Source organism: Geosporobacter subterraneus DSM 17957 (assembly GCF_900142145.1).
Classification (GTDB): Bacteria; Bacillota; Clostridia; order Peptostreptococcales; family Thermotaleaceae; genus Geosporobacter; species Geosporobacter subterraneus.
The window spans coordinates 1-15,319 of sequence record NZ_FQZV01000075.1 but is presented as its reverse complement, the minus strand read 5'-3'; the positions used below and the strand labels follow the sequence as shown (position 1 = coordinate 15,319).

General features: G+C 39.3%; 14 protein-coding genes and 1 other RNA gene. All 15 read right to left on the bottom strand.

Annotation, left to right across the window (positions count from 1 at the left end; genetic code table 11):
* Positions 1–232, bottom strand: a 232-nt coding sequence (locus BUB56_RS18005) for a transposase (RefSeq protein ID WP_190014728.1), incomplete at its 3' end; no start/stop codon positions are given.
* A gap of 27 nt (positions 233–259) precedes the next feature.
* Positions 260–496 (bottom strand): hypothetical protein, encoded by a 237-nt coding sequence (locus BUB56_RS18000; protein ID WP_110942647.1) that lies wholly within the window; start codon positions 494–496, stop codon positions 260–262.
* 379 nt (positions 497–875) lie between these two features.
* Positions 876–1,235: a transfer-messenger RNA gene (gene ssrA / locus BUB56_RS17995) on the bottom strand.
* Positions 1,236–1,253: 18 nt separating this feature from the next.
* Entirely contained in the window at positions 1,254–1,721 is a 468-nt protein-coding gene (smpB, locus tag BUB56_RS17990) for an SsrA-binding protein SmpB (RefSeq protein ID WP_110942646.1), read from the bottom strand.
* A 177-nt stretch (positions 1,722–1,898) separates the two neighbouring features.
* Positions 1,899–2,720 (bottom strand): Cof-type HAD-IIB family hydrolase, encoded by an 822-nt coding sequence (locus BUB56_RS17985; protein ID WP_190014726.1) that lies wholly within the window; start codon positions 2,718–2,720, stop codon positions 1,899–1,901.
* A gap of 236 nt (positions 2,721–2,956) precedes the next feature.
* On the bottom strand, positions 2,957–5,077 hold the full coding sequence (gene rnr, locus BUB56_RS17980; protein WP_334292844.1) for a ribonuclease R: 2,121 nt from the start codon (positions 5,075–5,077) through the stop codon (positions 2,957–2,959).
* A gap of 75 nt (positions 5,078–5,152) precedes the next feature.
* On the bottom strand, positions 5,153–5,458 hold the full coding sequence (locus BUB56_RS17975; RefSeq protein ID WP_190014724.1) for a DUF1294 domain-containing protein: 306 nt from the start codon (positions 5,456–5,458) through the stop codon (positions 5,153–5,155).
* 116 nt (positions 5,459–5,574) lie between these two features.
* Entirely contained in the window at positions 5,575–7,560 is a 1,986-nt protein-coding gene (locus tag BUB56_RS17970; protein WP_110942642.1) for a sodium-translocating pyrophosphatase, read from the bottom strand.
* 66 nt (positions 7,561–7,626) lie between these two features.
* Entirely contained in the window at positions 7,627–7,857 is a 231-nt protein-coding gene (secG, locus tag BUB56_RS17965) for a preprotein translocase subunit SecG (protein WP_110942641.1), read from the bottom strand.
* Positions 7,858–8,022: 165 nt separating this feature from the next.
* Positions 8,023–9,315: a phosphopyruvate hydratase gene (eno, locus tag BUB56_RS17960; RefSeq protein WP_110942640.1), complete on the bottom strand. Its 1,293-nt coding sequence runs from the start codon at positions 9,313–9,315 to the stop codon at positions 8,023–8,025.
* A gap of 29 nt (positions 9,316–9,344) precedes the next feature.
* Positions 9,345–10,091 carry a triose-phosphate isomerase gene (gene tpiA / locus BUB56_RS17955; protein WP_110942639.1) on the bottom strand — a complete coding sequence of 249 codons (747 nt, stop codon included), beginning with the start codon at positions 10,089–10,091 and terminating at the stop codon, positions 9,345–9,347.
* Positions 10,092–10,109: 18 nt separating this feature from the next.
* A complete protein-coding gene (locus BUB56_RS17950; protein WP_110942638.1) occupies positions 10,110–11,303 on the bottom strand; it encodes a phosphoglycerate kinase in 1,194 nt (397 codons plus the stop codon).
* 131 nt (positions 11,304–11,434) lie between these two features.
* Positions 11,435–12,448, bottom strand: a complete 1,014-nt coding sequence (gap, locus tag BUB56_RS17945) for a type I glyceraldehyde-3-phosphate dehydrogenase (protein ID WP_110942637.1) — start codon at positions 12,446–12,448, stop codon at positions 11,435–11,437.
* A 23-nt stretch (positions 12,449–12,471) separates the two neighbouring features.
* Positions 12,472–13,509, bottom strand: a complete 1,038-nt coding sequence (locus BUB56_RS17940; RefSeq protein WP_110942636.1) for a sugar-binding transcriptional regulator — start codon at positions 13,507–13,509, stop codon at positions 12,472–12,474.
* A gap of 228 nt (positions 13,510–13,737) precedes the next feature.
* Positions 13,738–15,132 carry an RNA polymerase factor sigma-54 gene (rpoN, locus tag BUB56_RS17935; protein WP_110942635.1) on the bottom strand — a complete coding sequence of 465 codons (1,395 nt, stop codon included), beginning with the start codon at positions 15,130–15,132 and terminating at the stop codon, positions 13,738–13,740.
* Positions 15,133–15,319: the final 187 nt, after the last annotated feature.

Here is a 15,319-nt window from a genome sequence, read left to right as displayed (position 1 = left end):
GATCTCTAATTTCTTTTTCTAGTCTTTTTTGCTCTGCATCCAATGGTCGAAGATTTCCCTTCCCTGGGAAAGCATCTTCTCCATGTAAGCTATATTCCGTTACCCACCTTCTAATTGTAGTAGGAATAACACCGATATCTCTGGCTACATCAGTTGGTTTTTTGCCTAATTCAGTAATAAGCTTCACCATTTCTTTTTTATAGTCATCAGTAAATTTTTTTTTATTACTCATAGCTGAAACACGTCCTTTCTATGTTTATTATAGCAACCTTTCTACGTGTCCAGCAAATCTAATACACTCTAAATATGTGTCGGGCATCAATGTAGAATAATAGTACTTTCGAAACATTTGCTGGATACATTCACTAAGAACCTCCTGCTCTCTTTTCTTTGATTTTTCATAGATCTCAATAAAATCATCTAAAAAATTCTCAACTGAAGTGACTACACTTTTCTGCTTCATAAAAAATTTCCATACTATCTCTTGGCTTTCCATGTAGAACCTCCTAATCTTTGTTCATAGTTAAAACATGATTCTTTTTAGCTCATTATTAGCCTTTGCTTATCGTTTATACAACATTCCTATTCATGAGCCATGGAAACAGGTTCCTTATCCCACTTTTACTCACTTGATCGGGTTATTGCGTGTATAAATATATCCTAACCTATAATTTTCCTTTTATCATTACAAACTCCTTTTATTTCCCATCGATTTTTTACATTAAAAAATTATCATAAAGTTGTCTGTGCAAGCAATTGGGATATCATTTCATATTCACCACTTGCTTGAATTGGTACAGCCATCCACACTCACAAAAACCATACACGCAAAAAATCCGCATAGAATGCGGATTTTAAACTATCATAGATTTATTTGGTGGAGGCGAGGGGAGTCGAACCCCTGTCCGAAAGCACTTTACCAGCAGCTTCTCCGAGTGCAGTCATTGTTTTAGTTTCTCATCTCCGGCAGCGCCCAATGACAGGCTATGCTTTTGACCAGTCCCAATTTATCCGCGGTTGAGTCGAGACACCCTCAGCGCAGTTCCCTACTATGTTGACGCCCTGGTTCCAAGCCGTAGGCAGCCTGGGCAGGACGAGCAGCTATATTAAGCTGCTAAAGCGTAATTTTCGTTTGCGTTTATCTTTAATTCCCCAGTTTTTTAAGGCGGACCCCAAGGAAAAACCTCCACTCGCTACTCCTGACTCCATACCCCCGTCGAAACCAGTACGCCCCCATGATCTATAGCAAAAGTCTAATAAGACCTTTGTCTTTCTCTGAGCTCTTTCTGAATACGTCTCTGGGCATCTTTCTGGGCGATGTCATCCCGTTTATCATATAGCTTTTTACCCTTTGCTACAGCCAATTCTATCTTGACTAACCCCTTTTCATTGATATATACCTTTAGGGGTACCAGGGTAAGACCCTTCTGTGTAGTATAGCCCAGCAGTTTGCTGATCTCCCTTCTGTGCAGCAAAAGCTTCCTTTTTCGCACAGGGTCTACATTGAATATATTTCCCTTCTCGTAGGGACTGATATGCATGTTGTGAATAAAGATCTCACCCCGGTCTACTTCGGCATAGCTATCCTTGAGATTGAGCCTACCCATACGAATAGATTTTACCTCTGTTCCCGTTAACACGATTCCAGCTTCATAGGTTTCTTCAATAAAATAATCGTGTCTTGCCTTTTTATTGTTGGTAACTACCTTTGTTTCTCTCATGCATTCACCTACTTCAAAGGATACTCTTTATAAGGTCTGTTGATTATAATACCACGAAAATCATATTATGTCAAGTACCTATACTATCACTAATCTGCTCCAGAATCAATGCCCTTATATTATCCAGCTGTCCATATACAACCAGCTTGTCACCCTTTTGAAATATAAAAAACAAAACTATAGTACAAATTTTTTAATTGCCGCTGCAACGCCATCAGCGTCGTTACTTAAGGTTATATAATTTGCATGTTCTTTTACGATCTCATCCGCATTACCCATGGCAATGCCCAGTCCTGCATATTGCAGCATACTGATGTCGTTTTCGTTATCACCAAAGCAGATCACTTCCTCCTGCTTTACCCCCAAAGATTCAGCCAGATTTCTTACTGCCTCCCCCTTTGAAACACCTTTATTCATAATCTCGACATTATTATGCCATGATTTGCTGGCTGAAATCGTGTCTATACTCTCAAGTTCTTTTCTAGCCCTTGCCAAAATATCCATGTCATCACTTACGATTTGGAATTTGTATACACGATCTGCTTCTGTTTTTATGATTTCATATGCATCTTTAATAATTCGAATATCAATTCGATCCTCTTCTTTTAAGGTTTTGTTCCACTCAGAGTATTTTAATGAACCTCTATCCAGCTTTTCCGTATAGAAGGTCTCTTGTGAGTAGAAGTGATAATACAAGTCATACTTACGACAAATCTCTACAACCTTTATACAATCCTCTCTGGAGAGGTGATTTTCATAGATAATTCTATTATCCTTCAAATCCTTTACAATAGCTCCGTTACAGGCAATGATAGGAGTTTTAAGTCCAAGATACTTTGCAAAAACCCTGGCAGATGTGTAAATTCTCCCTGTTGCTACGGCAACGTGAACCCCTTGATCATGGAGCATTTTAAACATCTTTTGGTTTTCAACAGATACTTCTCCACTGCTATTTAATAGAGTTCCATCCATATCCGTTACGATCAATTTATAGCACATTATCATCATTCCTCCTTTATCCTTTTCCATTATACACCATATATAGCATTCGACAAACTGTTTCGGGAGGTTTTCTCCATAAAAATAGACACCCTCTGTGTCTATTCTTTATAGATTTACGCCTTTAGAAATAAAAGTATTATTGTAAGGGCACCCCGTGTCTGCCCGTTTTTCAGAACAGCACAGAGGCTGTTCCCTACAATTATACTTCTTTATAGAGGCGTTTATCTATACTGTTATATCAGCATAAAATCTATTTCTTTCTGCGACACATCTGCCTTTATAACCTTCACACGAACCTCATCACCGATACGGTAAGTCTTCTTTGTTCGCTCCCCTCTGAAAAGCAGGTTATCCTGATCATAGATATAATAATCATCTACTAAGGAGCTGATTCTAACCAGACCTTCTATGGTATTATCCAGCTCTACAAACATACCAAAGGATACTACGCTGCTGATAATTCCATCAAATTCTTCTCCCAGATGATAGGTCATAAATTCCGCTTTTTTCAGATCATCGGTTTCACGTTCTGCCTCTACGGCAACACGCTCTCTTTCAGAGGATTGATCGGCTGCAGCTTGAACGATCTTCTTTAGTTTATCGATTCGTTTTCCAGTCAGTTTACCTTGTAATGATTCTTTGATGATTCGGTGAATCTGCAGGTCCGGATACCTTCTAATCGGGGAAGTAAAGTGACAGTAGTACTCGGCAGCCAATCCAAAGTGACCCGAATTCTCTGCAGAATATCTTGCTTGCTTTAAGGATCTTAGCATCAAGGTATTGATGATTCTTTCCTCTTTTTTGCCTGCTACCTTGTTCAGCAAATCCTGCAAGGCTTTTGGATGAACTTCATGCCCAAGGCCCTTAAGGTGGTATCCAAAGTTATGTATAAACTTATTAAAGCTTTCGATTTTTTCTGAATCAGGATCCTCATGAATCCGATAAATAAAAGGCATGTTGGACCAATAATAATGCTCTGCAACGGTCTCATTGCAAATCAGCATAAACTCTTCAATGATTCTGTTGGCAATACGTCTCTCGGCTTTTTTGATTTCAATAGGTTTTCCATTTTCATCTAAAATAATTTTCGATTCATCAAAATCAAAATCTATACTTCCTCTATTATCTCTTCTTTTTCTCAGAATTTTGCTCAATTCTTCCATTAGATAAAAGTCTTCCAGTAGATAATCATATCGTTTTTTAAGTTCCGGATCATCTTTTTCCAATATATCGGATACATCGGTATAGGTCAATCGTTCAGCTGTTTTGATCACGCTCTCAAAAATCTCATGATGGAGTACCTTTCCCCGGTGATCAATTTCCATAGAAACCGAAAGCGTCAGCCGGTCCACCTTAGGATTTAAGCTGCAGACGCCATTAGATAGTTTTCTCGGCAGCATGGGAATCACACGATCTACTAAGTAAACACTGGTGGCCCGTTTCAATGCCTCCTTATCTAAAGGTTTTCCCTCTTTTACATAGTGGGTAACATCTGCGATATGTACGCCCAGCAGATAGTTTCCATTAGGCAATTTTTGTACCGATACTGCATCATCCAAATCCTTCGCATCAGCACCATCAATGGTTACGATTCTTTCATTGCGTAAGTCTCTACGTCTTGCAATTTCTTCTTCCGGCACAATCTCTGGTATGCCGGCAGCTTCATCCTCAACCTTCTTTGGAAATTCTTCCGGCAGCTTGTATTTGCGGATAATCGATACAATATCTGTACCTACATCATCCTTGTGTCCAAGGACTTCAACGATTTTGCCTTCAGGATTCCTACGGGGCTCCGGCCATCTTGTGATCTGTGCTACTACTTTATAGCCGTCCTTTGCCCCATTGACCTCACTTTTAGGGATGTATATATCCATATTAATTTTTGCATCGTCAGGAACAACAAATCCAAAGTTTTTGCTGCTCTCGAAAGTACCTACGATCTCATAGTTTGCCCTTGAAAGGATACGAATAATTTCTCCTTCTGATTTTTTCCCATCATTGCTCTTCTTCGTAATTCTTGCAATGACCCGATCGTTATGCATGGCTCCGTTGATATCACTGGCAGGAATAAATACATCCGAGTATCCCTCCAGCTCTGAGAGAACAAATCCAAATCCCTTTCCATGCTGCTGCAGTTTTCCCACCGCAAGATTCATTCTTTCGGGAGCTGCATATCGGTTTTTCTTTGTCTTAATGATTTGCCCTGCTTTCTCCATCTCATCCAGTATGGAATAAAATTCTCCAATATCTTTCTGTTGAATATCTAATGCTATGGCCAGCTCACTTTCTAACATGGGACTATAAGCCTGTTCCCGCATAAACTCTAGGATTTTTTCTCTACGAACCAAAATAATTCCTCCAATCCTATTTTACTCCTGTAAATATGAACCTATATTTTATTTTACCCCTTAAATAGATAAATATTTAAATCATTTTAGATAGAATACATAAATCAACAGAAATAAACAGGCCATATTCATTATAAGCAGAAGCGGTACTCCAACCGAAAAGGATTTGTGCAGGGTTTTATGTCGAAATGTTTTCATTCCAAAGAGAACACCCCCTGCACCTCCTATTAGTGAGACGATAAAAAAAATTTTCTCTGCAATTCTCCATCGGTGAGTTTTCGCATAATGCTTATCCAATGCAGTCATTATATAACCAACGGTGTTAATTACTAGTATGTATACGCTTATGCAGCCTGCTCTTGCATTTAACCATTCATATACCGGCATCCCCATTACCTCCTTAATTCAAGATGATGCAACTGTATTATAACATAATTCTATATAAAAGCAGCATTCAAAATAAAAACAAACACTCCCTGATTTTTCAGGGAGTGTAATCTTTCTTATAATAATCCTCCGAACTTTAAGAACAACGGAGCAAATACAAGTGCCACGATTGTCATAAGCTTGATTAAGATGTTGATAGAAGGACCGGAAGTATCTTTAAACGGATCTCCTACTGTGTCTCCAACAACTGCCGCCTTATGAGGCTCACTGCCTTTTCCACCGTGGAAACCTGACTCGATGTACTTCTTCGCATTATCCCAAGCCCCACCTGCATTGGCCATTAGGATAGCCATCAGTACGCCTGAAACTAGTGCTCCAGCTAATAGTCCGCCGAGTGCTTCAGGTCCAAGAATAAATCCTGTAGCAATTGGCGCTGCAACTGCCATTACACCAGGAATAAGCATTTCTTTTAATGCTGCAGCTGTACTGATATCAACACATCTGGCATAGTCTGGCTTTGCAGTTCCTTCCATGATACCAGGGATTTCTCTGAACTGTCTTCTTACTTCTTCGATCATTTGAAATGCTGCTTTTCCTACAGACTCCATCGTCATAGCAGAGAATAGGAATGGAAGCATACCGCCAATTAGTAAACCAACTACTACCGATGGATCTAGAATGTCAATTTTTTCAAGCTGTACTACTTGTGAATAAGATGCAAACAGCGCCAATGCAGTTAGTGCTGCAGAACCAATGGCAAAACCTTTACCGATTGCAGCAGTTGTATTCCCTACTGCATCCAATTTATCTGTGATTGCACGAACAGACTTTGGAAGCTCTGACATCTCTGCGATACCGCCTGCGTTATCGGCGATTGGACCATAAGCATCTACGGCTACTGTGATTCCTGCTGTTGAAAGCATACCTACAGCAGCAAGTGCAATACCGTATAATCCAAAGAACTTAAATGCAATTAAGATACCGGCTGAGATGAAAAGAATCGGCCAAGCTGTTGAGTACATGCCTACTGCCAAACCACTGATGATCGTAGTAGCAGGTCCTGTTTCAGACTGCTGTGCTATTTTTTTAACAGAAGCATAGTCACCAGATGTATAAACCTCTGTCAGATATCCGATGATAAGACCTACGATCAAACCTGAAGCGATAGCTGCAAAGGCTTTTAGATCGCCAAACATCATTCTGCTTAAGAAGAAAGCTCCTACGATAACAATAACACCGCTTACATAGGTACCAAACTTTAATGCTTTTTGTGGGTTTGTATTTTCATCACCTTTCACAAATAGCGAACCAATGATCGAAGCAATAATTCCAAGAGATGCCAGCGCTAATGGGAACATTGCACCATTCACCGGATCGATATTTGGAATCACAACGCCCAGAGTAATCGCCGAAATAATAGATCCAACATAAGACTCGAATAAGTCAGCACCCATACCAGCAACGTCACCTACATTGTCACCTACGTTATCGGCAATAACAGCAGGGTTTCTTGGATCATCTTCAGGAATTCCCGCTTCTACTTTACCAACCAAGTCGGCACCAACGTCAGCAGCTTTTGTATAAATACCACCGCCTACACGGCCGAAAAGGGCGATAGATGAAGCACCTAATCCAAATCCAGTAATGATTTCCGGTTGTCCAATAAGTAAATAAAGTCCACCAACACCAATAAGTCCTAATCCAACTACAGACATACCCATTACTGCGCCGCCATTGAATGCTACGCCTAGTGCTTTATTCATACCACCTTCTCTAGCTGCATTGGCAGTTCTTACATTTGCCTTTGTAGCAACCTGCATACCAAAGAATCCGGCAAGGGCGGAGAATAATGCACCAATCAAGAAGCAAACAGCTGTTAATATGTCAATACCAAAAGCTAGTACTACAAATAAAATGCCTGCAAAAATCACAAGTGATTTGTATTCCCTCGTTAAGAAAGCCATTGACCCTTCATGGATATAAGAGGCGATCTCTTTCATTCGATCCGTACCCACATCAACCTTATTAATCTTTGCTGCAAGCATATATGCGAAAACAAGTGCAATTACACCGACTATCGGTGCAATAACTGAAAAATCCATTTATTTTGCCTCCTTTTATCTTCTAAATCCATTACAACTGACTCTAGTGTTTCCTAAATACAATGATTATTGTAAATAAACAAGAACGAGAGAAGAAATAATAAAAGCAGCTGCTCCGATTGAAGTTACTCTGCTTAACAATTCTTCATATCCTCTACCTTTTTGCTTACCCCAAAGCTGCTCTGCTCCCCCAGCAATTGAACCGGATAAACCAGCACTTTTTCCAGATTGCAAAAGAATACTAATAATTAATACAAGACTGGCAATTACTTGTATAATCATAAATCCTATTCTCATCTTTCCACCTCCTCCGTGTGATTAACATACATATTTTAACATAGCTGATTTTCAAAATCAATAAATATTATTATTCCATATTCTAAAATTCCTTATCACAATAATATAAGGGTAGATTCCTCTACCCTTATATTATTGCTAAATATTTCTAAGGCTATACTTTTCTTATTTTAAATTATAGAACGCGTTATTGCCCGCATATTTTGCCGTAAAGTCAAGCATTTCTTCTATTCTTAACAGCTGATTATACTTTGCTACTCTGTCCGTTCTCTGTGGCGCACCTGTCTTAATCTGTCCAGCATTCACTGCTACTACCAGGTCTGCAATTGTAGAATCTTCTGTCTCACCGGATCTATGGGATACTACAGCTGTAAAGCCGGCTCTCTTAGCCATTTCAATCGTATCCAGGGTTTCAGTGATCGTTCCGATTTGATTTAGCTTGATAAGGATAGAATTTGCAGCCTTTGTTTGGATTCCCTTAGATAATCTCTCTGTATTGGTTACAAAGATGTCATCTCCTACGATCTGAATCTTTTTGCCCAATCTCTCATTCATTAATCTCCAGCCATCCCAATCTTCCTCATCTAATCCGTCTTCAATTGAAATAATTGGATATCTGTTTACAAGATCCTCGTAGAAGGCTACCATTTCTTCAGATGTTTTTACAACACCTTCACCGGCCAGATCATATTTCTTCTCAGCTTGGTTGTAGAAGGAGGAAGCAGCTGCATCGATAGCCAGTTTAACATCTGTACCCGGCTCATAGCCCGCTTTTTTGATTGCTTCCATAATTACCTGAAGAGCTTCTTCATTAGAAGTTAGATTTGGAGCAAATCCTCCTTCATCACCCACTCCTGTGTTTAAGCCTTTATCTTTTAAAACCTTTTTCAAATTATGAAGGATCTCTGTTCCCATTCTTAAAGCTTCTCTGAAGTTTGCTGCACCTACAGGCATTACCATAAATTCCTGAATGTCCACGTTGTTGTCGGCATGCTGTCCGCCATTTAGTATGTTCATCATTGGAACTGGTAATGTCTTCGCATTAACACCGCCAAGATATTGGAACAATGGCATTCCTAGGGATTCTGCTGCTGCTCTTGCCACAGCCATAGATACACCTAAGATTGCATTTGCACCTAATTTGCTCTTGTTTGGTGTTCCGTCTAATTCGATCATAGTCATATCGATAGCTACTTGATCCAATGCATCCATGTCCATAATTTCCGGGGCAATAATATTGTTAACATTATCAACTGCATTTAAAACCCCTTTGCCTAAGTATCTTGCTTTATCGCCATCTCTTAACTCAACAGCCTCGAAGGCACCTGTAGATGCTCCAGAAGGAACGATTGCTCTTCCCATAGAACCATCTTCTAGATATACTTCTACCTCTACAGTGGGATTGCCTCTGGAATCCAGTACTTCACGTGCAAATACATCAATAATTGTCGTTGACATTTATATCTTCTCCCTTCAAATGATAATATTTAAAAGTTAACCAACCCTACAAAATCATCGGGTTTTAAGCTAGCGCCGCCAACCAATGCACCGTCAATATCCTCTTGGTTCATGATTTCTTCAATATTGCTGGGCTTTACGCTTCCACCATATTGAATTCTGATCTCTGTGTAGATTTCTTCTCCATATAGATCACGGATCACTTCACGAATATTATAAATCACTTCATTGGCCTGCTCAGCTGTGGCTGTTTTCCCTGTTCCGATGGCCCATATTGGCTCATAGGCAATTACGATCTCTGCAACACGCTCTGCCGGAACGCCTGCAAAGGCTTTTACAACCTGAGCCTTAACCAAGGCATCGGTTTCGCCATTCTCTCTTTGCTCTAAGGTTTCCCCTACACATACTATCGGCTTAATATTATGCTTGAGAGCTGCCAGTACCTTCTTATTTACGGTTTCATCAGTTTCATTAAAATACTGTCTTCTTTCTGAGTGCCCAATGATACAGTACTCAACACCCAGTTCCTTCAGCATGATCGGAGACACTTCTCCAGTATATGCGCCTTGGTCTTCCCAGTGCATATTCTGTGCGGCAAGCTTGATGTTCGTACCTTGAATCGCTTCCTTTACAGAATGTATAAGTGTATAAGGTGCACAGATCACTACTTCTACGTCTGTCCCTTTTACCTGATCCTTAATGCTTTCAACAAACTCAACTGATTCAGCAGCTGTTTTATGCATTTTCCAATTTCCTGCAATAATGGGTATTCTCATTTTTGCCCCTCCTTGCAACTATTTATCTTGAATCACTGCGATTCCCGGCAATTCGATTCCTTCAAGGAATTCAAGGGATGCTCCTCCACCTGTGGAAATATGCGTCATTTTATCTGCATATCCTAGCTGTTCTACAGCAGCCGCACTGTCTCCACCGCCAATAATAGTGGTTCCTTTGCTTTCGGATACAGCTTTTGCCACTTCTTCAGTACCTACAGCAAAAGCAGGCATTTCAAACACGCCCATTGGACCATTCCAAATTACGGTTTGTGCCTCCCGTATAGCTTTTCCAAAATGTTCTACGGTCTTCGGACCAATATCCAATCCCATCATGTCTGCAGGAATTTCTGCAACATCTACTGTTTTATGTGCTGCATCCGCTTTAAACTCAGCTGCTACCACTACATCAACCGGCAATAAAAGCTTTACACCTTTTGCAGCAGCTTTTTCCATCAATTCTTTTGCAAGCTCTAGCTTATCTTCCTCTAACAGAGACTTTCCAATTTCATGTCCCATTGCTTTCAGGAAAGTAAAAGCCATGCCGCCGCCTACGATCAATGTATCCACCTTTTCTAAAAGATTGGTTATTACCCCTATTTTATCAGATACCTTCGCTCCGCCTAGAATAGCTGTAAAAGGTCTATTGGGGTTATGCAATGCCATTCCCATGATCTCAATTTCCTTCTGGATTAGGTAGCCTGAAACACATGGAAGGTAATCAGCGATTCCTGCAGTAGAGGAATGGGCTCTATGGGCTGTTCCAAAAGCATCATTTACAAAAATCTCCCCAAGACTTGCCAATTCCTTTGAAAAGTCCGGATTGTTCTTCTCTTCTTCTTTTCTAAAGCGGACATTTTCCAGTAATACAACTTCCCCATCCTTCATTTCTGCAACAGCTTTCTTTGCACTTTCGCCAACTACGGTATCATCTGCCGCAAAAATAACTTCTTGATCCAATAATTCTGCTAACCGCTTGGCAACAGGCTCTAGAGAATATTTCTTATTGGCTTCTCCTTTAGGTCTTCCCAAGTGTGACATCAGGATAACACGGGCACCATTATTTACTAGAAACTTTATGGTTGGAAGTGCACCTCGAATTCTGATATCATCGGTAATATTCTTATCTGTGTCCATTGGTACATTAAAATCGCAACGTACTAATACCCTTTTTCCCTGTACAGCTACATCCTCAATAGTCTTCTTGTTAAGCATTTGATTCACCTCTCCTTAATAGATAGGGTTTTTCAGTTAATGGGATACTTTGCAAAGGCATCATATCCATAGTGGCCTCATAATTTAAAAGGAAGTCCAATCTTCTTATTAAGATTGGACCTCACTGGTACCTATAATCCCTTTTTTGCCATGAAGTTGATGAGATCTACAATTCTTGCGGAATAGCCCCACTCATTGTCGTACCATGATACGATCTTCGCAAGGTTTCCATCGATAACCATTGTGGATAATCCATCTACGATAGAGGATCTAGGATCTTGTCTGTAGTCGATGGATACCAATGGCTCATCACTAAAGCCCATAATACCTTTTAGTTCGTTATCTGCTGCCGCTCTTAATGCTTCATTAATTTCCTCAGCAGTTGTATTCTTTTCTAATTCGCATACTAGGTCTACTACAGAAACTGTAGGCGTAGGCACTCTCATAGCAAATCCATTTAATTTTCCTTTTAATTGTGGCAATACAAGAGCAACGGCCTTTGCTGCACCAGTTGTAGTAGGGATAATAGATTCAGCTGCAGCTCTGGCTCTTCTCAGATCCTTATGTGGAAGATCTAGAATTCTTTGGTCGTTTGTATAAGCATGAACTGTTGTCATTAATCCTTTTTTGATTCCGAATTTCTCGTCAACTACCTTAGCAAAAGGAGCTAAACAGTTTGTAGTACAGGATGCATTTGAAATGATCTGATGATTTGCAGGATCGTACTTATCTTCATTTACACCCATTACGATTGTGATATCTTCGTTTTTAGCGGGTGCAGAAATGATAACTTTCTTAGCGCCTGCTTTAACATGCTTCATAGCCTTATCTTTTTCTGTGAAAACACCTGTGGACTCAACAACGATATCTACGCCCAATTCTCCCCATGGAATATTTTCAGGATCTTTTTCAGCAAATATTTTTACTTCTTTTCCATTTACGATTAGTGACTTTTCTTTCACCTCTACAGTACCGTTAAATTTACCGAAGCAGCTGTCATATTTCAATAAGTGGGCTAAAGTTCCTGCATCTGTCAGGTCATTGATTGCTACAATTTCAAATTCTTTTTGCTGATCTTCAAAGGCAATCTTGAATGCATTTCTCCCAATTCTTCCAAATCCGTTAATACCAACTTTTACACTCATAATTCTTCCTCCTTTAAATTAATCTATTTCAAAATTTCTATTGCTAAACCTTCGTCAATGACCAATACCATATTGGGATTTAATTTGCTAATGGCCATTACAGCTTCTGCCTTTTCCACACCGGTAGCAGCACCGATGATATGCTTTAATTCCTTATAATGATTCAGACTAACCCCAATGGTATTGATTTCCTCAACAATTTCACCATTTTTATTAAAATAATATCCAAAGGCTTCTGCCACGGCATTGTGTTGAAGCAGTTCTTCAATTTTGTCCTGAGATAAGCCTCTTCTGGAAGCCATTTTATCTGCCCTTCCAATACCAAAGAGCAAGACCTCGATTTTCTGAATATAATCCATGGCGTCCCGAATATGGGGATCCTCATATAGACTGGTTAGGATATCTTTAGATATGTGATCAGGCATATATAAAAGCTTATAGGAGCCGCCTAACTTTTTTGCTAAACTTGCTGCAATCGTGTTAGCTTGCTTCTCAACATCTTTTCCCAGGCCACCCCTAGCCGGAATAACCGTAATATTCATTTTCTTCGTAGGTTCTTCCGTCATTTCTTCAGCGATCGTAGCCATTGTACGACCTCCGGTAACTCCTACCACAGTATTTGTACGAAGCAGAGATTTAAGATATGTAGAAGTAACCTTTCCAATCTCCCTCAGTACCATAGGATCCTCATTTGCATTACCTGGTACAATGATTGCCTTCTTTATGTTTAATCTTTTTTCAATTTGATCCTCAATGCTTGTCAATCCTTTAAACCTATGGATAAAATGCTTTAAAGTCTCCAGTGTATTCTCTCCAAGATCTGTTGTATTCATTCCTTCGGCTTTAATTTCGATGAATCCTTGTTCCTTTAAAAAATTAACCTCACCACGAATGACTCTTTCGCCCATACCAAGAGCTGCCGATAAGTTCCTGCGTCCAATAGGTTGGTGGAAATAAATCAGTCTCAGTATATTGTATCTTTCAATCAAGGTTTCTATCAGTTCTGGGATAATTTTCTTCTGAAGATCAAATAATTTCTCTAAATCAAAATCTTCTCTCATACTTGGCCTTTATCTATCCCTCCAGTCTATTGTTTTTTTTAAGCATGGACTTCAGCATTGGGACTTTATGTGTCCCTGTAGACATTTTAAGTCCCTGTGGCAACAAAAAAATATCTTAACCATATTTTAGTATATATTCGTATAAAAAGCAAGAGCCGGAAAGCAAGCTTTTCATTATAAATTGCTTCGAAAACGATTTCCTAAAAAAAAGAGCGTAAATTTACGCTCCTAGTATCTTTTTCTCTTAGATGAGGACAAAATATTCATTTCATCTCTATACTTGGCTACAGTTCTTCTGGATATATTGATTCCTTTTTCCTGCAGCTCTTCAGCAATTGCTTGATCACTTAAAGGCTTTTGATGATTTTCCTGCTCAATCATCTCTTTAATCATGCTTTTTATGCTTTCTGAAGCGATTCCTTCGCCTTCTTGATTGGATACACCGCTTGTAAAGAAGAATTTTATTTCAAAAGTTCCTCTGGGAGTCTGCATATACTTCCCATTTACAGCTCTGCTCACCGTTGACTCGTGAACACCTACTTCTTCTGCTATCTGCTTTAATGTCAGCGGCTTTAAACTTCTTTTTCCATTTTCAAAAAACTCTAACTGGTATTCTACAATGGCCTTAACTACTTTATAGATGGTCTGTCTTCTCTGCTCTATACTCTTAATAAGCCACATAGCAGAATTCAGCTTGTCTGTAAGAAACCTGGAAGTATTTGAATCCTTATCTTCGTGCATCAACAACCGCTTATAATAAGCACTGATGGATAATCTTGGCGCCGTAGAATCATTGACAATAACAACATATTCGCCATCAATTTTCTCTACGGATACGTCTGGCGTGATATATTTGATTTCTTCACCGGAACTGAAAACTCTTCCAGGTTTAGGCTCTAATGTTTTGATAAAATCCGCAATCTCCTGTACTTCCTTCGGGGATATATTGAGATCCTTAGAAATATTGGCCAACCTGTTTTCTGCTAAATCGTCCAAATGAGTTGTAACAATGGCAATGATTTTTGGATCTTGTACCCCTTTCTGCTTTAACTGGATAAGGAGGCACTCCTTTAAATCCCTTGCAGCAATACCTGGCGGATCAAAGGTTTGTACAATCGATAGAATATTTTCAACGGTTTGTTGGCTCAATTTAAAGTAAGCTGCGATTTCCTCAACGCCGATTGTTAAATATCCATTACGATCTAAGCTCTCAATAATAAATTTGGCTATATTCTTATGTTGACTTTTCAGTATAGAAAACTGCAGTTGAAAAAGCAAATGATCGGTTAACGTAGTATCTGTGGATACAAACTGTTCAAATGATACATCTTCTTTTTGTTCTCTTGGCGAACTTTGACGATAGCTGATATCATCGTATTCCTTAAAGTAATCCTTCCAATCGATCTCATCTTTCTCTACTTTTTCTGACTTTTCCGCTTTCTGTAAAGCTTCGTTTTCAGCAGTAGGAGATATATCCAATACAGGGTTCGTTAACAGTTGCTCATCAATAAACTGATTTAGTTCCTGGGTATTGTATTGTAAAATTTGTATCGCCTGTTTTAACTCCGGAGTCATTACAAGCTTCTGGATCTGTTCGATATTTAAATGAAACCCTATCTTCATTGTCTATCTCCCTCCTTTACCCGCTATTCAGACCCCAGGTTTTCCTGTTCCGCTGCATACAAGAATCATACCTATTTACGTAATATTATATCATTAAACCTGAATTATTCATGAAGATCTAAAAAATGAATTTAGACCCTCAAAATTGAGTTTTATCAGTTTTAAAAATCTATATAAAGGAAAAAGT

Excerpts from the sequence above, each read along its gene's own strand:
- BUB56_RS18000 (WP_110942647.1), bottom strand. The coding sequence starts at position 496 with ATGGAAAGCCAAGAGATAGTATGGAAATTTTTTATGAAGCAGAAAAGT.
- smpB (WP_110942646.1), bottom strand. The coding sequence starts at position 1,721 with ATGAGAGAAACAAAGGTAGTTACCAACAATAAAAAGGCAAGACACGAT.
- BUB56_RS17950 (WP_110942638.1), bottom strand. The coding sequence starts at position 11,303 with ATGCTTAACAAGAAGACTATTGAGGATGTAGCTGTACAGGGAAAAAGG.
- BUB56_RS17940 (WP_110942636.1), bottom strand. The coding sequence starts at position 13,509 with ATGAGAGAAGATTTTGATTTAGAGAAATTATTTGATCTTCAGAAGAAA.
- rpoN (WP_110942635.1), bottom strand. The coding sequence starts at position 15,132 with ATGAAGATAGGGTTTCATTTAAATATCGAACAGATCCAGAAGCTTGTA.
- secG (WP_110942641.1), bottom strand. The coding sequence starts at position 7,857 with ATGAGAATAGGATTTATGATTATACAAGTAATTGCCAGTCTTGTATTA.
- BUB56_RS17975 (WP_190014724.1), bottom strand. The coding sequence starts at position 5,458 with ATGCCGGTATATGAATGGTTAAATGCAAGAGCAGGCTGCATAAGCGTA.
- BUB56_RS17985 (WP_190014726.1), bottom strand. The coding sequence starts at position 2,720 with ATGTGCTATAAATTGATCGTAACGGATATGGATGGAACTCTATTAAAT.
- eno (WP_110942640.1), bottom strand. The coding sequence starts at position 9,315 with ATGTCAACGACAATTATTGATGTATTTGCACGTGAAGTACTGGATTCC.
- tpiA (WP_110942639.1), bottom strand. The coding sequence starts at position 10,091 with ATGAGAATACCCATTATTGCAGGAAATTGGAAAATGCATAAAACAGCT.
- gap (WP_110942637.1), bottom strand. The coding sequence starts at position 12,448 with ATGAGTGTAAAAGTTGGTATTAACGGATTTGGAAGAATTGGGAGAAAT.
- BUB56_RS17970 (WP_110942642.1), bottom strand. The coding sequence starts at position 7,560 with ATGGATTTTTCAGTTATTGCACCGATAGTCGGTGTAATTGCACTTGTT.